Raw genomic sequence first — 25,530 nt, 5'->3', positions numbered from 1 at the left:
GTCTAATACAAATTCGTAAATGTTCAGACACCCTATTGGCAAGGAAAGTTTATTCACCAACCTTGCAGTAGCGTCTATCCTTTCCACTGTTGCGGGCATGGTAAACGTGGTAGGATTTCTGGCCATTCAGAAACTAACCACCAATGTTACCGGCCATTTCGCCTTCTTTATAGAAGCTTTTGATCGCTTTGAATTCTGGGAAGGCATCATATATCTCTATTACATTTTATTCTTTTTGCTGGGCGCATTCTGTTCTAATCTTTTGATTGAATGGTTAATTAGAACTGCCAGAAAATATGCTTTTTCTGTTCCCGTGCTTGTTGAAATTCTCTTGCTATCTGTTACGGGTTTATGGATGCCAGAACTGATGCAGAAAAACTCCGATGCCATTGCGTTTCTACTGCTTTTTTCAATGGGATTACAAAATGCAATGGTTACCAAAATATCCGCTGCCAACATACGTACAACCCATTTAACCGGGTTATTTACCGACCTTGGAATTGAGCTTTCCCAATGGTTTTTTTATCATAGTATTGAACAAAAAAAGAAACTGAGCAATTCCATTAAATTACGCTTTACCATCATTCTTTTTTTCTTTGCAGGAGGTGTAATTGCAGGACTTGTTTACAGTCGCTTACAGGGATTAACTTTATTACTGGCTGCCATTATTTTATTAATTGGCTTAGTTTGGAATAGAATTAAAAAAATGCTTTCATGATTACAGAACAATTACGCAATGAATTTCTGGTTCGCAAAGACCTTACTTTTTTAAACTTCGGATCCTTTGGTGCTTGCCCCAGACCCATTTTTGAGCGCTATCAACAATACCAGCTAGAGCTGGAACAGGAGCCTGTATTATTTATTGTAAAAACCGGATTGGAATACCTGCAACAGTCAAGAGAAGCATTGGCCGCTTTCCTGAATTGTTCTGCCGACGATATCGTTTATCTGATTAATCCATCTCATGCGGTAAACCTGGTTGCCAAAAACTTCCCTTTAAAAGCAGGAGACGAAGTACTAACTACCCATCTGGAATATGGCGCCTGCGACAGAACCTGGGAATACTATTGTGCGCAGGCTGGTGCCCATTATAAAAGACAACCCATTTCATTGCCTTTAACAACCAAAGAGCAATTCGTTGAAGAATTTTTCAAGGGCGTAAGCAACAGAACCCGTCTGATTTTCATCAGTCATATTACCAGTTCAACCGGTTTGCGATTCCCTATTGAAGCCATTTGTGCCAAAGCAAAAGAAATGGGCATCCCTACTTTTATAGATGGCGCACATGGTCCCGCACAAGCACCGATAAACCTGAATGAATTGGGTGCTGATATGTACACAGGAGCTTGTCATAAATGGATGATGACACCAAAGGGCAGTACGTTTCTGTATGTAAATAAAGCCTATCAGCGAATGCTGGATCCATTGGTAATCAGCTGGGGATTCAATAGCACAACGCCTTCCCACTCTTCTTTCTTAGACTATCATCAGACACAGGGAACCAGAGATTTCTCGGCCTTTCTTTGCATACCCAAAGCCATTGAATTCATGCAGCAATACAACTGGCACAATGTAGCTAAGGAATGCAGGCAATTGGTTCATGACAATGCACAACGTTTTTGTGAATTGGTAAACAGCCAAGCGCTTGCACCGGTAAACAAAGATTTTATTCTGCAATTATTCAGCATTCCTATTCGCACAAAGGATCCTGTTGCATTAAAAAATATGCTGTTTAATGAATATAAAATTGAAATACCTGTTATGCCTCATGGAGACCAGGTCTTCCTGCGATATTCCATTCAGGCATTTAATACACAGGCCCATCTGGACACTTTATACGCTGCAGTGAAAGACATTATTAAAACCACCGATTTAATTCAGGTAGATTAAAGCGTACTGATATAAAGGTCTTCAACTTTTTTTCGGGCCCAGGGAGTTTTACGCAAAAAGGTTAGCGAGGATTTAATACTCGGGTTGTTTTTAAAGCAATTGATATTGATGATTCTGGCCAGATCTTCCCAGCCAAAATGTTGCACTAAATAAGTTAAGATCCACTCCAGTGTTTTGCCATGGAGTGGATCTTTGGAAACAAAGTTTTCAGACATACTGCAAGTTAATTATAATGTCTGGACGCCCGGTTATCCTTGCCACGACCATTTCCATTTCCTCTGCCTCTTCCATTATTATTGAATTCCCTGCTACCCCTGCCGTGGGGCTCCTGACGCATTTCCCTGTTTGAAGGCATGGGGCGGGTTGGATAAACTGCAGGACGCATATTTACAGGAACCCTTTCTCTTGAAACCCGATAACCTACACTGAAACTTTGTGGACGGGAATAAGTGGTTCTGAAATATCCCTGCTGATATCGGTTCACATAAATGGGCGACCTGGATCTCCAGCCATTATTTCCGTAATGCCATTTATACCATCCAGGATTGCGATACACATTGGTTCTGCGGTAATACCCAAAATAAATATTGAAATAGTTGTAATGAAAACCGGCATACCAATGCCAGGAATAAGGCCTCCAGGGTCTCCACCATTGCGGATAACGGTTCCAGCCCCAGTTAGATACCCATGGATTATATGCAGGCACATATATATACTGCACAATAGGCCAGTTGGCTACCTCAACATAGGTAATATTGTTTTTTGCAGCAGGAATATATTCCTCTGCAAACTCAGACTGAAAGCCCGGATTCGGTCTTTCATTTCCTTCATAGTTGGGTTCAATGATATAGTTTTTCCCATACAGGTCTTCGTCGCCCACTACCTGAACGTATACTTTTTTTTCAGACTCACGTGTAACAACAAAAACGGCAATGTCCTGATCTTCGGACTTATCCAATCCCACTTTAAGAGTTATGCTGTGCACATTATCTTTCACCTTATCTTCTACCCTTATATAATCAATCTGATCGTCTCCATTTAAATCAAGGTTATTTATTTTTTCTCCGGATCATTAATGGCTCTTTCAAATGCCTCCAGTGTTTTGGATTCCTGAAATACTTTTAAGGCTGCATACAAATTAAAATTGTCGCCCGGGAATCCCAGCGACTTAGGAGTCTGTGACTGTGCCTGTACCTGTAAAACAGTGGCAAAGAGTAAGAGCATCCAGCTGGCTGTCTTTTTCATATTCCTGAGTTTTAGGTAGATAAAAACAAAATACATGCCAGTAAGATGGTAGTATTCTAATTTTGGCATTTATTTGCGTTTCATGAACCTACAAATCGCTTCACTGAATTCCGGCTCTAATGGCAATTGTTACTATATTGGCAATGAAGATGATGCGGTACTGATTGATATTGGGCTTTCGCTTAGAGAAACAGAAATCAGAATGAAACAAATGGGCTTATCACTTCAGAAAGTAAGGGCCATATTTATTTCACACGAGCATACCGACCATATCAGAGGCCTTTCAACTGTAGCGAATAAATACAAAATCCCCATTTACATTACACCTGAAACCGCAAAGGGTGGCCCTAAACTCATCAGACATTTATCTAACAGTTTCACAGAGAACCAACCCATTTATGTGGGCCGGCAAAATTCGGCCGACAACCAAATTATGGTTACCCCCTTTCGCAAGGAACACGATGCTGCAGACCCGCATAGTTTTGTAGTAAGTTATCAGGGCATTCATATTGGCGTAATCACCGATATTGGAATTGCCTGCGACCGGGTCTCCCATTATTTTCAGCAATGTCATGCTGCTTTTCTGGAATCGAATTATGATGAAGTGATGCTGCGCAATGGTCGTTATTCTCAGCCGCTGAAAGACAGGATTACCAACGGTCAGGGACATATATCGAACAGACAGGCATTGGAGCTATTCAGAAATTACAGGCCCAGAAACATGAGCCATTTATTGCTTTCCCACTTGTCAAAAGAAAATAACCACCCCGACCTGGCTTTGCAATCCTTCCTTCCCCATGCAAACGAAACGGAAGTATTAATTGCTTCCAGATATGGTCCAAGCCCCGTTATCACAATCAGCCCCGAAACAAGACACTCACTTGAACATTTAAAAACGAAGACCGCCACACCAAAAGCAACACAGGGCAGTCTGTTTGATTAGAATATCCTTACATTTAAGGAACAAATACGAATCATGAAAAAGTTCCTTTTTACCATTCTCTTTTTTGCAGCAAGTTTTGGTACAGCCTCGCCGCTTTTGGCACAACATAAAAGCCCCTACACCTTATTTGATGCGAATGGGAAAAAAGTTTCCTATGCAAAAATGATCCGCAAATTAAAGGAACAGGATATTGTTTTGTTCGGAGAGTACCACAACAATGCCATTGCACATTGGTTGCAACTGGCTGTTACCAAAGACCTGCATGCAGAAAGGCAAATGGTGCTGGGTGCTGAAATGTTCGAAGCCGACAACCAGGAACCTTTGAATCAATACCTGGCAGGCAAACTCTCTGCAAAAGGACTGGACTCCAACGCCAGACTTTGGAAAAATTATCCCACAGACTATGCTCCATTGGTGAATTATGCAAAGGCGAATGCCATTCCCTTCATTGCCACTAATATCCCAAGGAAATATGCGGCAATGGTAAACAAAGGAGGTTTCACCAAACTGGACAGCATTCCTGCAGAAGAAAAAAATGGATAGCACCTTTACCAATGGCATATGATGCCAATTTACCCGGCTATGTAAATATGATGAAAATGATGGGCGTTCACGCAACCGAAAATATGCCCAAAGCGCAAGCCAGCAAAGACGCAACCATGGCGCATTTCATATTACAAAATCACACACCCGGTTCCTTGTTTTTACATTATAACGGAGCCTATCATTCAGACAATTTTGATGGCATTAACTGGTACCTGAAACAACAAAAACCGAATATAAAAATTGGCACTATTTCTACGGTAAGTCAGGCCAATATAAAAAGTCTGCTTGCCGAGAACAAAGGCAAAGCAGACTTTATTATTTGTGTAGATACAGATATGACCAATACCTACTAAGGGTATAGCAAATATTTTTTACGCATGGATTTGTATTCAGACAACCCGGGTTCCCAGCTGGCATAAATTTCTTCCACAGATTTACCCTCTGCTACCTGCTTTCTGAATACATCGTTACCTATCAGTTTATTGATATCTCCAATTTGATTGCTCTGAGAACGATCAAAGAATTTGTCCTTTTCAGGAAACTTATTGTACAAATCAATCATCCACTGAATCTGGATCCTGTTCTTCTTTTTTAATTCAGCAAGATCTACCTTACGCAAATCAATTCCATAGCATACCTTGTCCATATGCAATGGCGTCTCAGCCATCCCTTTGATAGAGGTAGGTGTGTACGAAAAATCATAAATACCCTTGTACAAAGGACTACCAAAAATGGTAAAAGGATATTGTGTTCCTCTTCCGTGATTCAACACGGTACCTTCAAACAAACAGGTTGTAGGATAAAGTATGATGCTTTGTTGCGTATTCAGATTGGGAGATGGTTTTACCGGCAATACATAATCCATATCGTGTGCATAGTTCGCCACCTTAATGATTTTCAGTTTGGCCTGCATCTTATTGGGCAACCAACCTTCGCCATTAATCATCTGGGCAAATTCTGCAATGGTCATACCATGCGCAATCGGAATGGGGAACATCCCAATACCCGATTTGAATTTCATATCCAGAATAGGGCCATCCACCAGGTATCCGTTGGGATTGGGTCTGTCTAAAATCAACAACTCTTTCCCGTTTTCGGCACAGGCTTCCATGATATGGCTGAGCACATTAATATAAGTGTAGAAACGACAACCCACATCCTGAATATCAAAAATCATCAGGTCTACATCTGCCATGTCTTCTTTGGAAGGTTTGCGCTTAGGTCCATAAAGAGATACCACTTTAACACCTGTTGTCGGATCTACTTCATCGGCAACTTTAATTCCTGCACTGGCATTTCCTCTGAAGCCATGTTCAGGACCAAACACTTTTACAATGTTTACACCACGCTTTAACATGCTGTCTACAAAATGCTTGTCTCCTACAATGGTAGTTGGATTCGCCAGCAATGCCACTCTTTTCCCTTTTAAATAAGAGAGGTATTTATCGGTTTGATCAGCACCTGTTTTAATGGACTGATTTTTCATTGGAGCAGTTACGCGCAATTGACCGCCACGCATGGAATTGCCAGCTGCTGCTTTATTGCCTCCATTCTTATCAGCAACAAATGCAGAACCCAGCAACCCCAATCCAACCAGTATCCCAAAATATTTTTTCATTGTATATCTATTGTCTGAAATTAATTATCATAACCACCGGCACGCTTGGCCTTTGATTGTGCAGGCCATGTTTGCGGACCACGTGGACCTGCAGGCAATTCAGCCTTATCCGTTGGCAAACGCTCAGGATCTTCACAAGCCATGTATACCAAAATAGCTGTTAGAATAGCATTGTGTTTTACATCATCAAATACAATTTTATCGTAGGTATCACGATTGGTATGCCAGGTATAGTTGCCATAAGACCAGCCCAATGCACCTAAATTAAATGCAGGGGCACCCACTGCAATGAAAGAAGCATTGTCGGATCCACCACCCGCAGGAGAACCAGGGAAACTGGTCTTCACGGTATCTCTGATATAGGAAGGAGCGGCCGCTAACCAGCGTGTGATAAAGTCTTTGGCATATTTAAATCCGGCACCACCTAAATTAACCACACGACCTGTTCCATTGTCCTGATTAAATAAAGCCTGTAAATTTTTAACTACTTCCGGATGATCTTCCACAAAAGCACGTGAACCGTTTAAGCCCTGCTCTTCTGATCCCCAATGACCAACAAGGATTGTTCTCTTTGGATTGGGATAAACCGCTTTCAAAATGCGCATGGCTTCCATCATCACTAAAGTACCTGTACCGTTATCGGTAGCACCTGTTCCGCCATCCCATGAATCAAAGTGTGCAGACATCATTACATATTCATTGGGCTTTTCAGTGCCTTTAATTTCTGCAAGGGTATTGAATGTAGGAACCACACCTAACTCTTTGGATTGTGCAAACACATTCAGCTTAGGCGCTTGTCCTGATTCTGTTAAACGATATAACAATGCATAATCTTCCAGTGCAATATCAATAGTGGGTACTTTTTTGGTATTGGCTGCAAAAATTTTATTTACGCCAAAACCATTGCTCCACAAGCTTCCTATTACACCCACTGCACCTGCATTTTCCAAAGCCTGTGCTAGTTTGGCTGCATTTAATCCTGTTTTGCTGATACGTTTTCTCCATGCATCGGTAGCTTCCGCTCTCTCTTTGCGGATTTTATCAATGGATGCTTTGGTACCAAATTCATTCCAGTTATAGTCGGGTCTTCCGGTTGGTTGCGGCATGGCAATCAACACATATTTTCCTTTTACATTGGGCAACCATGCCTGAAAAGCAAGGGAGTCTGCTACATCCGCCAGGATGATGGTTTCTGCAGTTACCGGCTTTTTCATAGAAGGGCTGAATGCCAGCTGTGTTCCTTCCAGTGATTTGGTCCAGGGTGCTACCATATCAATATGGGTAACGCCACGATCCCAACCTCTCCAGGTACCATAGTTTTCTCTTTTTGCTTCTATACCCCAGTTCTTGTACTGTGCAATAGCCCAGTCACTGGCCTGCACCATTTTAGACGAACCCACTAATCTGGGTCCAATTCCGTCCATCAATTCATGACCCAGTCTTTTTAACTGAGAGTTGTCATTGGCTTCTTTAATGATGGCTTGAACAGTTGGATTCAATTGTTCCTGAGCCAGAACAGGCATCGAAATAAAACCAAGACCTACTGCCAGCAAGCCCAGTTTTTTGTTGAAAGTTTGTGGTATGTTTTTCATAAAGTAATAATACAAAACTTATGCATGTACCCATGCGGTTTTGCGGTTTTTATTATAAATGGATGAATATTATAAACCCAAATGATGTTTAGCTGCAGTGTCCTTGGCAATAGCATAACCCGCATCGGCATGTCTGATAACTCCAATGCCCGGATCGTTGCGTAAAACCCTTGCCAGTCTTGCTTCTGCGGCATCGGTTCCATCGGCAACAATCACCATGCCTGCATGAATGGAATAGCCCATTCCTACCCCGCCACCATGATGCAGGGATACCCAGCTGGCACCTCCGGCAGTGTTCATCAGCGCATTTAATATAGGCCAGTCTGCAACGGCATCAGAACCATCCATCATGGCTTCTGTTTCTCTGTTGGGAGAAGCAACAGAACCTGTATCCAAATGGTCTCTTCCAATAACAAGCGGGGCTTTTACTTTTCCGGTTCTTACCAGTTCATTAAATGCCAATCCTGCTTTTTCTCTTTCCCCCTGACCCAACCAGCAGATTCTGGCGGGCAATCCCTGGAAGGCAATTTTTTCTTTTGCCATTTTCATCCAGCGTTGCATGCTTTTGTTTTCGGGGAACAGGTCTTGTATTACCTGATCGGTCACTGCAATATCAGCAGGGTCTCCGCTTAAGGCAGCCCATCTGAAGGGCCCCTTTCCTTCACAGAATAAAGGACGGATATAGGCAGGCACAAATCCCGGAAAATCAAAAGATCTTCCGGCAGGTAGAGTAAGTATATTTCCCTTCGCTGATTGCTGTTCTTCGTATTCCTGAGCCCTTGCTCTGATATTGTTTCCATAATCAAAAGTAATGGCCCCCTTGTCCATTAAACGCAACATCAGTTGCACGTGCAGATACATGCTTTCATAGCTTCTGGCAATATATCCTTCGGGATCAGACACGCGCATTTTAGCAGCCGCTTCATTACTCATGTCATGCGGTGTATAACCAATCAAAGGATCGTGTGCAGATGTCTGGTCTGTTAAGGTATCCGGAATAATATTTCTGTTCAGCAATGCATTTAACAAATCCACCGCATTGCACAATACCCCAATACTTTTGGCTTCACCTCTTTCCTTATACATTAGCGCCTGATCAATGGCCTGATTGATGTCCGTGAATTTTTCATCAAGGTAACGAGTCTCAACTCTTTTGCAGATCCGCCATTCTTCTACTTCTGCAATCAATGCCACCCCTTCGTTCATGGTGATGGCCAGCGGTTGTGCTCCCCCCATACCTCCCAAGCCTGCCGTTACATTCAGCGTGCCTTTTAAGGTTCCGCCAAAATGTTTATCAGCAAGGGCTGCATAGGTTTCAAAAGTTCCCTGCACTATACCCTGCGAGCCAATATAAATCCAGCTGCCTGCGGTCATTTGACCATACATCATCAGTCCCTTCTGTTCCAGTTCGGTAAAGTGTTTCCAGTTGGCCCAGTTGGGAACCAGCTGCGAATTACTGATAAGTACACGAGGAGCATCTGCATGTGTGCGCATGATACCCACGGGCTTTCCGCTTTGAATCAACAAAGACTCATCGTTCTCCATTGATTTTAATGCAGCAATGATGGCGTCGAGGGCTTCAAAATTCCGGGCGGCTTTACCTCTTCCACCGTAAACAATTAAATCTTCCGGACGCTCTGCCACCGCAGGATCCAGGTTATTCAGCAACATGCGTAAAGCAGCTTCCTGAATCCAGCTTTTACAGGAAAGCTGAGTGCCTGTTGGGGTTTTGTACTTGTGGGTTTCGTAAGACATGGCAATCTTTTAGAAATCGTTAAAAATTATTTGTGCAATACAGCTTTGAAGATCGGTTTAATAAACCAGGTCTTCATAAGCAGCCTGTAATTCATTATAGGCATGCTGATCTTTGGCTTCCTTAGCCGCTGCCATCCCCTTTTCGTACCAGGATACAGCCAGTTCATTCTCCCCTGTTCTTTCCAATAATTTAGCCAGATGGTAATAAGATCCTACATAATCCGGGGCATCCGAAAGAATGGCTTCAAATAACAGACGGGCTTTGGCATCCTCCCCCACTTTAATCCACTCCAGTGCCAATGCATGTCTAAGAAACAGATCCGCAGGATTATCTTTCAGCATTTCTTGAATTCGCTCTATTCGGTTCATGCAACTAAAGTATGAAATTCCGTAGTTTTACAAGGTGGAAAAAGACCAATACAAAGAAGACGAAAAAGAATTAGACAAAGCCCTCTCCAACGAAGCCTTGTCTAAGATGGATAATTCATTAACGAATTCAGAATTGGCTGCCCTGGCGGCATTTTTTGCGAAAGAAAGCAAGAAAGAAGATGATAAGTCTTCAACTAAGGAATGATGCCTGAAACTTTTTGGTTATTTTTTGGTTAAATACAAACAGTTATTAGTTTCTCATAGTATATTTGCGATAGTTGCATAAACAACTATTTAATAGATAAATCATAACCATATGAAGATTTTAGTTTGTGTTAGCAAAACACCGGACACCACTGCCAAAATTGCCTTTACCGATGGCAATACCAAATTTGATGAAGCAGGTGTGCAATGGATTATTAATCCTTACGATGAATGGTATTCGTTGGTAAGAGCCATTGAATTAAAGGAAGCCAACCCGGCAGCTACCATTCACCTGGTAACTGTGGGCAATGCAGATGCAGAGCCCATCATCAGAAAAGCATTGGCCCTGGGTGGTGACGAAGCCATACGTGTGAATACCGACAGCAGTGATGCTTTCTATATTGCTGCACAAATTGCGGAAGTAGCCAAACAAGGCGGATATGATTTGGTTTTTACCGGAAAGGAAACCATTGACTACAACGGATCTTCTATTGGAGGTATGATTGCTGAATTGATAGATGCACCTTATATTTCCCTGGCCACCAAATTTGATTTGAATGGCACTACTGCAACAGTAGTTCGTGAAATTGAAGGCGGAGAAGAAACAGCAGAAGTAGCACTACCCTTGGTAGTAAGTTGTCAGAAAGGCGTGGCTGAACAGCGCATTCCCAATATGCGTGGTATCATGGCTGCCAGAACCAAGCCATTAAAAGTGGTTGAACCTGCTGCAGTGGATGCATTAACTACTGTAGTTGGATTTGAATTGCCGCCGGCAAAAGCGGGTGTAAAGCTGGTAGCACCAGACAACGTGGAAGAACTGGTAAGATTATTACACGAAGAAGCAAAAGCCATCTAAATTTTCAAAGCATGTAAATGCTTTTAACCATTCAAATTGTATAAAATGTCAGTTTTAATATTTATCGATCAAACAGAAGGTCATGTAAAAAAATCTTCTCTGGAAGCCATCACTTATGGTGCTGATCTTGCCAAACAATTGGGCACTACTGCAGAAGGTATTGTGTTGGGAACTGTTACCGAAGATCTTTCTGCATTGGGCAAATACGGCGTAACTAAAATTCATCATGTTGCCAATGAAACATTGAATCACCTGGATGCACAATTGTATGCTAGTGTAATCAGTGAAGCTGCTGCTGCAAGTGGCGCAAATGTGATTGTATTTTCTCACAACCAGACTGGTAAAGCTGTTGCTGCCCGTGTAGCTGCAAAACTAAAAGCAGGATTGGTAGCAGGTGCTTGTGCACTTCCTGATACCAGCAACGGTTTTGTGGTTAAGAAAACGGTTTTCTCCGGTAAGGCTTTTGCTAATATCAGCATTCAGTCTTCTGTAAAAGTAATTTCATTGAATCCGAATTCCTATAAAACAGTTGCAACTGAAGGAACCGCCTCAGTTGCTGATTTTGCTGCAACCGTTGGTCAGCCTCGTGTAAAAGTAACGGCAGTAAATAAAATTACGGGTGAAGTACCTTTAACTGAAGCAGATATTGTGGTAAGTGGAGGTCGCGGATTAAAAGGACCAGAGAACTGGGGTATTTTATTAGACCTTGCCAAAGAATTGGGAGCTGCTACTGCATGTAGCCGTCCTGTAGGCGATGCGCATTGGAGACCTCACCACGAACACGTTGGACAAACCGGTGTTCAGGTTGCTCCTAATTTATATATTGCCATCGGCATTTCCGGTGCCATCCAGCACCTGGCAGGTGTAAACCGCTCTAAAGTGATTGTTGTAATTAATAAAGACCCTGAAGCACCTTTCTTTAAAGCAGCTGACTACGGTATTGTAGGAGATGCTTTTGAAGTGGTTCCTCAGTTAACTGCAGCTATTCAAAAATTGAAAGCAGGCGCTTAATTCAAAAGGGTTTTATCCCAATTGAATCCCACCTTTTTCTCGATAGTCTTCACGCACAGGCGTGAAGACATCGAGTATAAAGCAATCTGTTATAGCTCTTCCACTGTGCAAAGCATTGGAAGGGATCACAAAAACCTGACCAGGGCTTAGTTCATATGGTACATCTTCAACGGTCAGTTCAAATTTTCCTTCCAGTATATAAGACACCTGTTCCTGCGGATGCGAATGTGTTGGCAGTACCGCACCTGCTTTGGCTTTCACGTGAGAGTAAGTAGCTTGTGCTGTATGTATAAACTGTGCATCATAACCCTCAATTAAGTTGCAAGAAGGTATCTCTTGAATATTGTATAAAGGCATAACTGGTATTTAGCTTCGTAATATGCATAAAAATTTGGGTAAATTTGCAGCCATGCAAAAAACAACAAAGCAAAACCATCCACTTTTCAGTGCAGTAGGTTATGTAGAAGGAATTTCTTTACTGGTTTTATTGGCTATTGCCATGCCCCTGAAATACCTGGCTGGTTTTCCCCTGGCAGTTAAATATACAGGCTGGGCTCACGGCCTTTTATTTGTTGTATATCTGGCTTTGGCACTTTGGGTAAAAGAACAGGAGAAATGGCCTTTCCGCTACCTGATCTACGCTTTTCTGGCGGCATTTTTCCCATTTGGAACTTTCTATTTTGATAAATGGCTGAAGAAACAGCAGCGGGCATAAATCATTCGCTTTTTTGAGTTAATTTAGCAACCACTATGAAGAAGATTGAACTGGAAATTGTTGCACTTTCACATAGCATTACACAGACACACTCTTATGCAGTTGTGCTGGGTGAAGTAAACGGACTTCGTCGTCTGCCCATTGTGATTGGAGGATTTGAAGCTCAGGCCATTGCAGTAGCGCTGGAAAATATGCATCCCAGCAGACCCCTGACCCACGACCTCATGAAAAACTTCATGAATGCCTTTGGCGTGGAATTACAGGAGATCATCATCAATGATTTACAGGAAGGAATTTTCTATTCAAAACTGGTTTGCTATACCGATAACGATACGGTTGAAATTGACAGCAGAACCAGCGATGCCCTGGCATTGGCGGTACGCTTTGGATGTCCCATATTTACCTATGATAATATTCTGGAATCTGCAGGCATTGCCCTGGAAGAAGGCGGAGCTGCCAAACCCAAAATGGAAGGGGTGGGTATGGAAGAGCCCGCAAGCAGCAGCGACCGTTCCGACTTAAGTTCCCTGAACATTGAAGAGCTCAACCATTTATTGAATGAAGTGCTGGAGCAGGAAGATTATATCAGAGCCATTGCCATTCGCGATGAATTGAAAAAAAGAAAATAGTGCCTTGCACTAAACCTTATGGTTGTTTTTCCCAATTGTAAAATAAATCTTGGATTACACATTACGGGTAAAAGACCGGATGGCTTTCATTCATTGGAAACTGTATTTTATCCTGTTGCCCTGACGGATATGCTGGAAATAATTACAGCTGATGCTGTTTCCTTTCACTCTACAGGACTCACCATTCCCGGCGCTACCGAAGGCAATCTTTGTTTGAAAGCCTACCATCTTTTAAAAAAAGACTTTCCAGATCTGCCACCTGTGCAAATGCATTTGCACAAAAACATTCCCATGGGCGCTGGTCTGGGTGGAGGAAGTGCTGATGGCGCATTTGCTTTGCAATTGTTAAATAACAAATACAAGCTGGAGCTAAGTTCCGAACAACTCATTGCTTACGCCGCCCAACTGGGCAGCGACTGTCCTTTTTTTATTCTCAATCAGGCTTGTTACGCAACGGGAAGAGGAGAAATACTGCAACCGGTTTCTCTTGATTTATCCAGTTGGCAGTTTGTGCTGGTGAACCCTGGCATTCATGTGAATACAAAATGGGCTTTTGAACAAATAACCCCTGGTCCATCGGGGAAAAATCTGGTATCGATTATTCAGTCTCCTGTTGAAGAATGGAAAGATTCATTGAGCAATGATTTTGAAGCGCCCATCGCTAAAGCTTACCCTGCCATTCAGGAAATCAAAGATCAGCTGTATGCATTAGGCGCAAGCTATGCGGCCATGAGTGGAAGCGGATCAACTTTGTTTGGACTATTCAATAAAAAGCCATCACCGGCAATAAGCGAATATTTCAAGGGAAACGTATACATTACATCTTAAATCTTTTCTAATCTAATTGTCTTTTTATTAGATTTTATTCACACTAACGCCAATTAGTTTAAATATTATTTTTTATTGAGGGCCTTTTTCTTTAATTTAGGTCAGATTGCCGCCATTATTAACCCACGTTTAAACTGGACTAAATGTTTAGTACCCAAAACAATGGAGGCCTCTACAATGCCGCATTTGAACACGATGCCTGCGGCATAGGATTCGTTGCCAATATCAACGGACACAAAAGTCACCAGCATATTTCAGATGCGTTAACGGTTTTAGAAAACATGGAACACCGTGGTGCCTGTGGTTGCGAAAACAATACAGGGGATGGAGCAGGCATTCTGATTCAGATTCCACATGAATTCTTTTTCGACGAATGCATTCAGTTGGATAAGCACTTGCCTGATGCTGGTAAATACGGTGTCGGCATGATTTTCTTTCCCAAATCTGTCGGCCTTCGTGAAGAGTGCAGAGACATTTTTAATCGCGCAGCAGAAAAACTGGGATTGGAAATCATTGCCTATCGCAAAGTTCCTGTTAACAAAGAAAATATTGGCCCTTCTGCCCTATCGGTTGAGCCCTGTATGGAACAGGTATTCATTGCCTGCCCCGACACTATTCAGGACCAAGAGGCATTCGAAAGAAAATTATTTATTCTTCGCAACTATGCTTCGCACACCATCAACAATACCATCAAGAAAGATGAGATTGGATTTTACATTGTCTCGCTTTCTTCCAGAACCATCATCTACAAAGGCCAGTTAACCAGCCATCAGGTTCGTCATTACTTTACCGACCTGAACAACAAAAGAATGGTATCGGCATTCGGACTGGTTCACTCCCGTTTTGCCACCAACACTTTTCCTTCCTGGAAACTGGCACAGCCTTTCCGATACATTGCACACAACGGCGAAATCAATACGCTTCAGGGTAATTTAAACTGGCTTCGATCCAGCGAGAAAGGATTTACGACTCCGGCTTTTACTAAGGAAGAACTGGATATGATTCTTCCCATTGTTACCAGTGGGCAATCGGATTCGGCCTGTTTGGATAATATGATTGAATTACTCACTTTAACAGGCCGTTCTCTACCACATGTAATGATGATGCTGATTCCGGAAGCCTGGGATGGCAACGATAGCATGGATCCGGTAAAGAAAGCATTTTATGAATACCATGCCTGTTTAATGGAGCCCTGGGATGGACCTGCTTCTATTTCTTTTACCAACGGACAAATGATTGGTGCCACATTAGATAGAAATGGTTTAAGGCCATCCCGTTATACCATCACATACGACAACAGAGTCATCATGGCTTCGGAAACAGGTGTGTTACCCATTGACCCGGCCAATGTAAAAGAGAAAGGAAGATTGCAACCGGGAAAAATGTTTGTGGTAGACATGAACGAAGGAAGAATCATTTCCGACGAAGAACTCAAACAAAAAATCTGTTCACAGAAACCCTATGCTGAGTGGCTGAATAAATACAAAATCCGATTAGAAGAACTACCCGAACCGCGTGTAATGTTCACGCATCTGGAGCACGATCAGGTATTCAAATACCAGAAAGCTTTTGGCTATACAACCGAAGACCTTGATACTATTATTGCTCCCATGGCCATTGATGGAAAAGAACCCATTGGATCCATGGGCAACGATGCACCGCTGGCAGTGCTTAGCAATAAGCCACAACACCTGAGTTCTTACTTTAAACAACTATTTGCACAGGTAACCAATCCCCCGATTGATCCTATTCGCGAAAAAATGGTGATGTCTCTGGCAACTTTTGCAGGAAGCAACGGAAACCTGTTGGTGGAAGAAGCAACGGCCTGCCATAGCGTGGCTTTGCAGCATCCGATTCTGAACAACCATGAACTGGAAAAAATCAGAAGCATCGATACGGGAGTATTTCAGGCCAAAACCCTGCAAATGTATTTCAGAGCAGATGGAAAGCCAGGCTCTTTAAAAGCGGGGATTGATCGTCTTTGCCGTTATGCAGTAGATGCAGTTCAGGATGGATTTGAAGTGATTATTTTAACCGACCGCGCCATTGATTCTGAACACGCTCCTATTCCTTCTTTACTCGCCACAGCAGCCGTGCATCATCACTTAATTAAAAAAGGCTACAGAGGTCAGGTTGGCATTATTGTAGAAGCCGGAGATGTGTGGGAAACGCATCACTTTGCCTGCCTGATTGGATTTGGCGCAACAGCTATCAATCCATACCTGGCATTGTCTTCTATCAGAGACATGAAAATGTCGCAGAAACTTTTAACCGATTTAGATGTAGAAAAACTCAAGAAAAATTATATCAAAGCCGTAAATGAAGGTTTGCTGAAAGTGTTTTCCAAAATGGGGATTTCCACTTTGCAGAGTTACCAGGGCGCACAGATTTTTGAAATCATTGGCATCAATAGTTCCGTTGTTGATTCCTATTTCACAGGAGCCACTTCCCGTATTGAAGGAATGGGACTGGATGAGATTGCCAGAGAAACTTTGGCCAAGCACTTCTTTGCTTTCAGCAAGAAAAATAAAGTAATTGACAGGCTTCCGCTAGGTGGCGTATATCAATGGAAAAGAGAAGGCGAATTTCATTTGTTCAATCCACAAACCATTCACTTATTACAAGATGCAACAAGGAAAAACGATTATAGCATTTTCAAAAAATATTCCTCGCTTATCAATAATCAGAGTGAACATGCATGTACTTTGAGAAGTCAGTTTGAATTTACTAGTCATCGCCCTTCTATTTCTATTGACGAAGTAGAACCCGCAGAAAATATCTATAAGCGATTTGCAACGGGTGCTATGTCTTTCGGCTCTGTTTCCTGGGAAGCCCATACCACACTGGCCATTGCCATGAACAGACTGGGAGGAAAAAGCAATACCGGAGAGGGTGGTGAAGATGAAATCCGTTATACACCATTACCCAACGGCGACTTCATGCGCTCTGCTATTAAACAGGTAGCTTCTGCCCGCTTTGGGGTTACTTCTTTGTATTTGTCTGAAGCAGATGAAATTCAGATTAAAATGGCTCAGGGGGCCAAGCCTGGAGAAGGCGGACAATTACCCGGACATAAGGTAGATGAATGGATTGGTAAAACCAGACATGCTACACCTGGTGTTGGTTTAATTTCCCCTCCACCCCATCACGATATTTATTCCATTGAAGATCTGGCACAGTTGATATTCGATTTAAAAAATGCCAACCGCGCCGCACGCATCAATGTGAAGCTCGTGTCTAAAGCAGGTGTGGGTACCATTGCAGCTGGTGTGGTTAAAGCCAAGGCAGATGTGGTATTGATAGCAGGGCACGACGGAGGAACAGGTGCTTCTCCGGTGAGTTCCGTGAAACATGCGGGATTGCCATGGGAAATAGGACTGGCAGAAACCCACCAGACACTGGTTAAAAACAAACTCCGTTCAAGGGTTGTGGTGCAGGCAGACGGGCAAATGAAAACAGGAAGAGATATTGCCATTGCTGCTTTACTGGGTGCGGAAGAATGGGGCGTTGCCACCGCAGCATTAATTGTAGAAGGATGTATCATGATGCGCAAATGCCATCTCAATACTTGTCCGGTTGGTGTAGCTACACAGGATGAAACCTTACGCAAACGCTTTACAGGTAATCCGGACCATGTGGTTAATTTCTTCCGTTTCATTACACAGGAACTGCGTGAAATTATGGCGGAGCTTGGCTTCCGTACGGTGAATGAAATGATTGGCCAATCCGCCTATTTACAACAGAGAACAGATGTTGAACATTGGAAATACACCCAATTGAATTTGTCTAAAATCTTATTTCAGGAACCCGCTAAAGATGGAACGGGTTTATTTGCATCAGAATTGCAGGACCATGGTTTAAGTGAAGTACTCGACTGGAAATTACTGGCTGCAGCAAAACCCGCAATTGAAAAGGGAGAAAAAGTACAGGCAGCTTTCCCGATTATCAATACAGACAGAACAGTAGGCACCCTTGTTTCCAATGAAATTACCAAAGTATACAAGAGTAAAGGATTGCCCGAAGACACCCTGCACTTCAGCTTCAAAGGCACAGCTGGTCAAAGTTTTGGCGCTTTCAACACCCATGGACTTACACTGGAACTGGAAGGAGATGCCAACGATTATTTCGGCAAAGGATTGAGTGGGGCCAAACTGATTGTGTATCCGGATGCCAAAGCAGGATTTGTTGCAGAACAAAACAGCATTATCGGCAATGTGGCTTTGTATGGTGCCACATCAGGAGAAGCCTTTATCAGAGGGAAAGCAGGAGAACGTTTTGCAGTAAGAAATTCAGGTGCTAAGGTTGTTGTGGAGGGAATTGGAGATCATGGTTGCGAATATATGACTGGAGGCATTGCTGTCATACTGGGTTCTGTCGGTAGAAATTTCGGGGCCGGCATGAGTGGCGGCATTGCATTTATGTATGACCCTGCTAAAACATTTGCCTCCAATTGCAATTTGGAAATGATAGAGTTGGATCCGCTGGATGAAGGGGATGCTGCTGTATTGAAAGAAATGATTGAAAAACATTACAGATATACAAAAAGCAGTGTTGCCGCATTCCTCTTAAAGGATTTTGAAAATCAGCTGACACAATTCATCAAAGTGTTTCCAACCGATTTTAAAAACGCACTGGCAAAGACAAAAGAAAACAGCACTGTATTAAAATAATTTGTTTCCACTTAGCATTTCGGGTAATTGAAAAATCATTTTATGGGCAAACCCACTGGATTTTTAGAATTTCACAGAACAGCTCCTGCAAAAGAGCCTGCATTAAGCAGAGTAAAACATTATAAAGAATTTGTTGCTCCCATGCCGGAAGAAATATTAAACCAGCAAAGTGCCCGGTGCATGAATTGCGGGGTTCCTTTTTGCCACAATGGTTGTCCGTTGGGCAATGTAATTCCGGAGTTTAACGATGCTGTATACCGGAAGAATTATGCAGAAGCCTATGAGATCCTTTCTTCTACAAATAACTTCCCAGAATTTACCGGACGCATCTGCCCTGCACCCTGTGAATCTGCTTGCGTACTGGGTATCAATCAACCTCCGGTTGCCATAGAAGAAATAGAAAAACATATTATTGAAATTGCGTTTGAAAAAGGATTTGTACAACCTTATAAACCCCTGTATCGTTCCGGCAAAACAGTGGCTGTGATTGGTTCCGGACCCGCAGGCCTGGCTGCAGCCGCACAACTGAATTACGCAGGCCATCAGGTTACTGTTTTTGAAAGAGACGATAAACCCGGCGGACTTTTGCGATACGGCATTCCCGATTTCAAACTGGAAAAATGGGTGGTGGAAAGAAGAATCGCCTTACTGGAACAGGAAGGCATTCAGTTTAAATGCAATGCCAATGTGGGTATAAACATCAGCATCAATGATCTCTTGAGAGAATACAATGCCATTATACTCGCTGGTGGTTCTACTATTCCCAGAGACTTGCCGATTGAAGGAAGAGAACTGAATGGGGTGCATTTTGCCATGGACTTTTTAAAACAGCAGAACAAGAGAGTGGCTGATATTGCTTTTGATGCTGCGCCAATTGTTGCCACAGGCAAACATGTAGTGGTGATTGGAGGTGGAGACACAGGAAGTGATTGTATTGGAACATCCAATCGTCAGCAAGCCGCCAGCGTAACGCAGTTTGAGTTGATGCCCAAACCACCGGAAAACAGAACCCCATACATGCCCTGGCCGCAATATCCCTTTATTTTAAAAACCACTTCTTCCCACGAAGAAGGTGCCAACAGGGAATGGGCCATCGCTACCAAAAAATTCATTGGCGACGAAAAAGGCAATTTAAAAGCATTGGTAACGGTGAGCCTGGAATGGAAAATAAATGAAGAAGGGAAAGCAGCAGGCTTTGTGGAAATAACCGGAACTGAAAAGGAAATACCCTGTGAACTGGCTTTACTGGCGATGGGATTTGTGAGCCCGCAAAAAGAAGGCTTGCTGGAAAAACTGGAAATTGAACTGGACACAAGAGGCAATGTGAATGCAACAGAAAAAACCTACCAGACCAATATTCAAAAAGTGTTTGCTGCCGGAGACATGCGCAGAGGACAAAGTTTAGTAGTATGGGCCATCAGCGAGGGAAGGGAATGTGCCAAAAAAGTAGATTCCTTTTTAACAGGGGCAGCGAATATTTGGTAATCCTTTGAGTGTTTTATATCTTTTGCCCTTATGGGACCCATTAAGAAAGGACTACTATTTGTATTTTCTATTTATGCCCTAATCACTTTTATCATTGTAATGCTGCTGGTATTCCCTTTTGCCATGCTGGCAGCAACGGCAGGTAAAATAAGAGGTGGAAATTTAGTATATCGTTGTTGCCGCGTTTGGGCGCAACTATGGTATTATACCATTGGCGTAGTACACGAAGAAATATATGAGCACCCCCACGATACCAGCAGGCAATATATTTTTGTTGCCAACCATATTTCCTACATGGACATCCCCCCTATTGTGCTGGCCATTCACCAGCCCATGCGCGCATTGGGTAAATATGAAATGGTTAAAGTTCCTGTATTCGGCTGGATCTATAAAGCAGCTGTTATCCTGGTAAACAGGCAAAACGCAACCAAAAGAGCACAAAGTGTAAGAGCTTTAAAAGCGGCCATCAAAAACAATATCTCTATTATCATTTTTCCTGAGGGTACTTTTAATGAAACCAGACAACCCCTGAAATCCTTCTTTGATGGTGCTTTCAGAATCGCCATAGAAACACAAACCCCTATTAAACCTATTTTGCTGGTAGACACATTAAAAAGATTGCACTATCGTTCTGTCTTTGAAATGACGCCAGGACAGAACAGGGTGGTTTATCTGGAAGAAGTTCCCGTAAAAGGACTAACCATGACAGACCTTCCTGCATTTAAAAACCATGTGTATAAAATCATGGAAGCTGGTTTAAAACGATATAACAGTTATCCAACACCATAGCTGTATTTTTGCTGTAATGAAGCCTTTGTTTGTTGAAGTCATTATTCCCCTTGCCCTGCCTAAAAATTATACATGGAAGGTGCCTGAGCAATTCCAGGATTCCATTGTACCGGGCATTCGGGTGGAAGTGGCACTCAGAAAAAACAAACGATACGCTGGTATTGTAAAAAAAGTATTGTCCGAAATTCCAGCCGGTTTAAATCCCGCCCCTATACTGAATATCCTGGATACCCAACCCGTTGTACATGCTGAACAATTACTGCTTTGGGAATGGATTGCCCAATACTATATGTGCTCCGAAGGAGAAGTGATGCAGTCTGCCATTCCTGCCAATTTAAAATTGTCCAGTGAAAGTATCTTACAGTGGAATGAAGAAAGAAGTCTTGATTTCAGCGACCTAACCGATGCAGAATTTATTGTGGCTGAAGCATTGGAAATTAAAGGCGAGTTAAAGATCAGTGAGGTTCAGCAATTACTGGATACGCATAACACATACCCGGTTGTAAAAAAGCTGATAGAGAAAGGAGTTTGCTTTGTTTGGGAGGAGCTTAAAGAAAAATACAAACAAAAAACAGAGACTTATATTTTATTGCATCCGCAATATGCAATAGAAGAGCAGCTGGAACAACTTTTAAACAACTGGAGCAGGGCACCCAAACAAATGGAATTGTTGCTGGCTTATTTGCATTTAAAGAATACAATCGGAATTGTAACTCAGCCAGAGTTGCTGAAAAAAGCCAGTGCAAGCGCGGCACAATTAAAAGGATTAATTGAGAAGGGAATATTGATTGCCGAAAAAAGAAATATTGACAGACTGCCTTCTCTTCCCAAACTATTGCAATTAGATTTTACGCTTTCCCCTGCGCAGGAAAAAGCACTGGAAGAAATCAGGAATAATTTTGAGAATAAATCTGTTTGTCTTTTACACGGCATAACTGCCAGTGGTAAAACTCAGATATACATGAAGCTGATTGAAGAGCAGATTCAACAGGGCAAGCAGGTATTATACTTATTACCTGAAATTGCACTTACTGCTCAGATGATCCGCAGATTGCAGAAAAGCCTGGGAGGGCATATTGCTATTTACCATTCCAAATTCAATCCCAACGAACGCGTTGAAATCTGGAATAAAATAAACTCAGGAGAAACCAAAGTAGTCTTGGGTGCCCGATCTGCTTTGTTTTTACCCTTTAACAACCTGGGTATGGTTATCTGCGACGAAGAGCACGATGCTTCTTACAAGCAACAGGATCCTGCACCCAGATACCATAGCAGAGATACGGCCATTTATTATGCATCCCTGTTTAAAGCAAAAGTATTGCTAGGCTCCGCTACCCCATCTATTGAAAGCTATTACAATGTGGAACAGAGGAAATATGGTCTGGTAACCTTAACTGAAAGATTTGCAGATGTAGCTCTTCCGGAAATTCAACTGATCAATTTAAAAAAGATACCTGCAAAAGAAAGAAGTGCCAAACCTCTTTCAGATGAATTACTGTCGGCAATTCAGGAAGCCCTAAACAATAAAAAACAAGTTATTCTTTTTCAGAACAGAAGAGGCTATGCGCCTTATCTGCTTTGCGATACCTGCGGATGGATACCCCATTGCAATCATTGCGATGTAACCCTGACTTTTCATAAGGCTAAACAGAAATTATCCTGTCATTACTGTGGCACCATCTATCCCCTGCTTCAAACCTGTCATGCTTGCGGCAGCCATCATTTTATTCAGAAAAATTTTGGTACAGAAAAAATAGAAGAACTGGTAGCCGAAGCTTTTCCGGAAGCCGTAATTGCCAGAATGGATTACGATAGTATCCGTGGCAAACACGACCATGATAATCTCATAAAACAATTTGAGCAACACAAGATAGATATCCTGGTGGGCACGCAGATGGTAGTGAAAGGACTGGATTTTGAAAAAGTAAATCTGGTAGGGATTGTAGACGCCGATGGTATATTAAATTTCACTGACTTCAGGGTTAATGAAAGAGCTTATCAGTTAATGGAACAGGTTAGCGGAAGAGCGGGCAGAAAAGATGGACTGGGCAAAGTATTGGTTCAGGTAAGTAATCTTCACCATCCGGTTCTCCCTTTTGTGCAGCAACACCACTATCAGGGATTGTATCAATTTGAAATTGCCAACAGAAAAGAATTCCATTACCCTCCTTTTACAAGATTGATACAGGTAATTTTTAAACACAAGGACAAACAGATTGCAGAAGAAGCTGCCAATATGATGAAGCAGGGACTATCGCCACTATTTGGTCAATATATCAACGGTCCTTCACAACCTGTTGTAGACAGAATCAGGAACCAATATCTTTGGGAGCTGCTGATAAAGCTACCCAAGGATGCAAAAACGGTTCAGTCCTGCAAAATAGCCATACAGCAACAAATGCTCATTCTGCATACGCATCAGCGATACAGATCTGTTCATATTATTCCAAACACCGACCCTGTTTATTAAAAATGAAAAAAATAGCACCTAATATTTCTTTGCAACCCTATAATAGCTTTGGGATTGATGTTTTGGCCAGACATTTTGTACCCGCTGATAGCCTGAACGAAGTAAAGGAAATATTGGAATGGAATAAAACCCAACAACAGCGATTGCTAATATTGGGTGGCGGAAGTAATGTATTATTTACGCACGACTACGACGGACTGGTTCTCCAGAATAATCTAAAGGGGATCAGCAAAATAAAAGAAGATGACCACTTCGTTTACATCAAAGCAATGGCAGGAGAAAACTGGCATTCCTTTGTACAGTTTTGTGTAGAAAACAAATACCAGGGAATTGAAAACCTGAGCCTTATACCGGGGAATGTGGGTGCTTCTCCTATGCAAAATATTGGCGCCTATGGTGTTGAAATCAAAGACGTTTTTGAAAGTTTGGATGCGTTGCACTTACCCGATGGAGAGATGGTTTCATTTACTCATGCCCAATGCAAATTCGGATACAGGGAAAGTATTTTTAAACAATCGCTTCGCAATCAGTTCCTGATTGTTTCGGTTACCTACAAATTAAGAAAGCAACCTAAGTTCACAGTTAATTATGGAAATATTGAACAGGCACTGGAACAAATGGGAGTGAAGGAATTGAGTATTGAAGCCATTGCCAATGCAGTCATTCAGATTCGGCAAAGCAAATTACCAGACCCAACTAAAATTGGAAATGCCGGCAGCTTTTTTAAAAACCCGGTCATTCATCAAACCTTTTACGAAGCACTACAGAAATTATATCCTGAAATTCCGGGTTTTCCGGGTAACGATAAGTTCATGACCAAAGTACCTGCTGCCTGGCTGATTGAACAAACAGGCTGGAAAGGATATCGAAAAGGAGATGCAGGATGCTATCCATTGCAACCATTGGTACTGGTGAATTACGGCAAGGCAAGCGGCACAGAAATCTATGCTTTATCCAGTGAAATCATTGAAAGCGTTCAGGAAAAATTCGGTATACTTTTAGAGAGAGAAGTAAATATTTACTAATCTAAAAATAAAAAACTAAGGCATTGGAATTATAGTTCAACAACTTGTGCTATTAAGGCTTCCATGGATAGTGCCCCTGCATTGAACCATACAAATTCCGGATCTTTTTTAAACCAGGTCATCTGGCGTTTGGCGTATTGTCGCGTATGAATCTTGATTTGCTCTATGGCCTGATCTCTGGATATTTTACCATCCATATAATCAAACACTTCTTTATACCCCACTGTCTGCAACGCAGTCTGGTTGCGATAAGCTATTACAGATGCGGCTTCTTCAAACAAACTAGCCGCTACCATTTCATCCACCCGTTGATGAATTCTTTTGGTCAATAATTCCATTGGCATTTCAAGCCCGATTTTTACAATGCGAAAAGGACGCTCTTTTTTTATTGCATTTCTGAAATGAAGAATGGACTTACCGGTTGCATTCAACACTTCCAAAGCCCGCATTAATCGCTGAGGATTCATTTGTTCCGCCACTTCCCAGAAGGCAGGATCTCTGTGTTTAATTTCAGATTGCAGCCATATCATGCCCTTAGCTTCATAGGAAGCAATGATGGCTTCTCGTATGGCAGGATCAATAGTGGGCATGGGATCAATTCCTTCGCAAAAAGCTTTGATATATAACCCGGTTCCGCCAACCATTACAAGTGATTCGTTTTGCGCCAATAACTCAGCTGTCTTTTGCAGTGCAAATTGTTCAAAATAAGCTGCATTAAGATTTTCACTGATGGAGTGGTCTGCAATAAAATAATGTTTAACTGCAGCTAGTTCAGTCTCACCGGGCCTTGCTACCCCAATGGCCAGTTCTTTAAAACATTGTCTGGAATCGGCAGAAATGATAGAAGTACCCAGGTGCCTGGCCAGTTCTATTGCAAAGGTAGTTTTGCC

General features: G+C 42.3%; 23 protein-coding genes and 1 pseudogene. 15 read left to right on the top strand and 9 right to left on the bottom strand.

The features are described from left to right. Window positions 1–19 precede the first annotated feature (19 nt). The gene (locus tag P767_RS0102465) at window positions 20–718 is read left to right on the top strand and encodes a YoaK family protein (protein ID WP_026763273.1); all 699 of its coding nucleotides are present in this window, start codon (window positions 20–22) and stop codon (window positions 716–718) included. Beyond that, window positions 715–1,890: an aminotransferase class V-fold PLP-dependent enzyme gene (locus P767_RS0102460; protein ID WP_026763272.1), complete on the top strand. Its 1,176-nt coding sequence runs from the start codon at window positions 715–717 to the stop codon at window positions 1,888–1,890. Before P767_RS0102465 ends, P767_RS0102460 begins: the two co-directional genes overlap by 4 nt. Here P767_RS0102460 and P767_RS0102455 read toward each other — a convergent pair. From P767_RS0102455 to P767_RS17425, 3 genes are all read right to left on the bottom strand, one after another. After that, window positions 1,887–2,105 (bottom strand): VF530 family protein, encoded by a 219-nt coding sequence (locus P767_RS0102455; RefSeq protein WP_026752148.1) that lies wholly within the window; start codon window positions 2,103–2,105, stop codon window positions 1,887–1,889. The genes P767_RS0102460 and P767_RS0102455 overlap by 4 nt on opposite strands. Window positions 2,106–2,113: 8 nt before the next feature. Continuing rightward, window positions 2,114–2,848: a hypothetical protein gene (locus P767_RS15425; protein WP_157611334.1), complete on the bottom strand. Its 735-nt coding sequence runs from the start codon at window positions 2,846–2,848 to the stop codon at window positions 2,114–2,116. Window positions 2,849–2,943: 95 nt separating this feature from the next. Further along, window positions 2,944–3,135: a hypothetical protein gene (locus P767_RS17425; protein WP_157611333.1), complete on the bottom strand. Its 192-nt coding sequence runs from the start codon at window positions 3,133–3,135 to the stop codon at window positions 2,944–2,946. Window positions 3,136–3,217: 82 nt separating this feature from the next. Between P767_RS17425 and P767_RS15420 the strand changes: the two genes are divergently transcribed. Both P767_RS15420 and P767_RS19120 read left to right on the top strand, forming a co-directional pair. Beyond that, on the top strand, window positions 3,218–4,078 hold the full coding sequence (locus tag P767_RS15420) for an MBL fold metallo-hydrolase (protein ID WP_051417000.1): 861 nt from the start codon (window positions 3,218–3,220) through the stop codon (window positions 4,076–4,078). A 33-nt stretch (window positions 4,079–4,111) separates the two neighbouring features. Next, window positions 4,112–4,977 (top strand): annotated as a pseudogene (locus tag P767_RS19120) (ChaN family lipoprotein). On the opposite strand, the gene P767_RS0102435 reads toward P767_RS19120, so the two are convergent. From P767_RS0102435 to P767_RS0102420, 4 genes are all read right to left on the bottom strand, one after another. Further along, window positions 4,974–6,242, bottom strand: a complete 1,269-nt coding sequence (locus P767_RS0102435) for an exo-beta-N-acetylmuramidase NamZ family protein (RefSeq protein ID WP_026763271.1) — start codon at window positions 6,240–6,242, stop codon at window positions 4,974–4,976. The pseudogene P767_RS19120 and the gene P767_RS0102435 overlap by 4 nt on opposite strands. A 20-nt stretch (window positions 6,243–6,262) precedes the next feature. After that, complete coding sequence (locus P767_RS0102430) at window positions 6,263–7,834, bottom strand: M20/M25/M40 family metallo-hydrolase (RefSeq protein WP_026763270.1); 1,572 nt, start codon at window positions 7,832–7,834, stop codon at window positions 6,263–6,265. A 69-nt stretch (window positions 7,835–7,903) separates the two neighbouring features. Further along, a complete protein-coding gene (hutU, locus tag P767_RS0102425; protein ID WP_037351573.1) occupies window positions 7,904–9,589 on the bottom strand; it encodes a urocanate hydratase in 1,686 nt (561 codons plus the stop codon). 57 nt (window positions 9,590–9,646) lie between these two features. Then, entirely contained in the window at window positions 9,647–9,958 is a 312-nt protein-coding gene (locus P767_RS0102420; protein ID WP_026763268.1) for a hypothetical protein, read from the bottom strand. Window positions 9,959–9,992: 34 nt separating this feature from the next. On the opposite strand from P767_RS0102420, the gene P767_RS18265 reads away from it, so the two are divergent. The 3 genes from P767_RS18265 (at window position 9,993) to P767_RS0102405 (ending at window position 12,029) form a co-directional block, all read left to right on the top strand. Then, window positions 9,993–10,163, top strand: coding sequence for a hypothetical protein (locus tag P767_RS18265; protein WP_157611331.1), 171 nt, complete (start codon window positions 9,993–9,995; stop codon window positions 10,161–10,163). A gap of 111 nt (window positions 10,164–10,274) precedes the next feature. Next, the gene (locus P767_RS0102410; protein ID WP_026763267.1) at window positions 10,275–11,018 is read left to right on the top strand and encodes an electron transfer flavoprotein subunit beta/FixA family protein; all 744 of its coding nucleotides are present in this window, start codon (window positions 10,275–10,277) and stop codon (window positions 11,016–11,018) included. Window positions 11,019–11,063: 45 nt separating this feature from the next. After that, window positions 11,064–12,029 (top strand): electron transfer flavoprotein subunit alpha/FixB family protein, encoded by a 966-nt coding sequence (locus P767_RS0102405; protein ID WP_026763266.1) that lies wholly within the window; start codon window positions 11,064–11,066, stop codon window positions 12,027–12,029. Window positions 12,030–12,041: 12 nt separating this feature from the next. Here the strand turns inward: P767_RS0102405 and P767_RS0102400 are convergent, their stop codons facing one another. Then, window positions 12,042–12,386 carry a cupin domain-containing protein gene (locus tag P767_RS0102400; protein ID WP_026763265.1) on the bottom strand — a complete coding sequence of 115 codons (345 nt, stop codon included), beginning with the start codon at window positions 12,384–12,386 and terminating at the stop codon, window positions 12,042–12,044. Between the two features lie 52 nt (window positions 12,387–12,438). Here P767_RS0102400 and P767_RS0102395 point away from each other — a divergent pair, with 52 nt between their 5' ends. From P767_RS0102395 to murB, 8 genes are all read left to right on the top strand, one after another. After that, window positions 12,439–12,744: a DUF3817 domain-containing protein gene (locus tag P767_RS0102395; RefSeq protein ID WP_026763264.1), complete on the top strand. Its 306-nt coding sequence runs from the start codon at window positions 12,439–12,441 to the stop codon at window positions 12,742–12,744. A 35-nt stretch (window positions 12,745–12,779) separates the two neighbouring features. Then, window positions 12,780–13,373, top strand: a complete 594-nt coding sequence (locus P767_RS0102390) for a bifunctional nuclease family protein (protein WP_026763263.1) — start codon at window positions 12,780–12,782, stop codon at window positions 13,371–13,373. Between the two features lie 18 nt (window positions 13,374–13,391). Then, complete coding sequence (locus P767_RS0102385; protein ID WP_026763262.1) at window positions 13,392–14,201, top strand: 4-(cytidine 5'-diphospho)-2-C-methyl-D-erythritol kinase; 810 nt, start codon at window positions 13,392–13,394, stop codon at window positions 14,199–14,201. 143 nt (window positions 14,202–14,344) lie between these two features. Further along, on the top strand, window positions 14,345–18,871 hold the full coding sequence (gltB, locus tag P767_RS0102380; protein ID WP_026763261.1) for a glutamate synthase large subunit: 4,527 nt from the start codon (window positions 14,345–14,347) through the stop codon (window positions 18,869–18,871). A gap of 42 nt (window positions 18,872–18,913) precedes the next feature. Further along, window positions 18,914–20,356 carry a glutamate synthase subunit beta gene (locus P767_RS0102375; protein WP_026763260.1) on the top strand — a complete coding sequence of 481 codons (1,443 nt, stop codon included), beginning with the start codon at window positions 18,914–18,916 and terminating at the stop codon, window positions 20,354–20,356. A 30-nt stretch (window positions 20,357–20,386) separates the two neighbouring features. Next, window positions 20,387–21,145: a lysophospholipid acyltransferase family protein gene (locus tag P767_RS0102370; RefSeq protein ID WP_026763259.1), complete on the top strand. Its 759-nt coding sequence runs from the start codon at window positions 20,387–20,389 to the stop codon at window positions 21,143–21,145. A 16-nt stretch (window positions 21,146–21,161) separates the two neighbouring features. Continuing rightward, complete coding sequence (priA, locus tag P767_RS0102365; RefSeq protein WP_037351570.1) at window positions 21,162–23,615, top strand: replication restart helicase PriA; 2,454 nt, start codon at window positions 21,162–21,164, stop codon at window positions 23,613–23,615. Window positions 23,616–23,617: 2 nt separating this feature from the next. Further along, window positions 23,618–24,640, top strand: coding sequence for a UDP-N-acetylmuramate dehydrogenase (murB, locus tag P767_RS0102360; protein ID WP_026763257.1), 1,023 nt, complete (start codon window positions 23,618–23,620; stop codon window positions 24,638–24,640). Between the two features lie 29 nt (window positions 24,641–24,669). Here murB and miaA read toward each other — a convergent pair. Continuing rightward, on the bottom strand, window positions 24,670–25,530 hold an 861-nt coding region (miaA, locus tag P767_RS0102355), incomplete at its 5' end, for a tRNA (adenosine(37)-N6)-dimethylallyltransferase MiaA (RefSeq protein WP_026763256.1).

The sequence above is a fragment of the Sediminibacterium salmoneum NBRC 103935 genome (assembly GCF_000511175.1).
Lineage (GTDB): Bacteria > Bacteroidota > Bacteroidia > Chitinophagales > Chitinophagaceae > Sediminibacterium > Sediminibacterium salmoneum.
The sequence above is the reverse complement of the archived record's forward strand: the minus strand, read 5'-3'. Positions and strand labels throughout refer to the sequence as shown.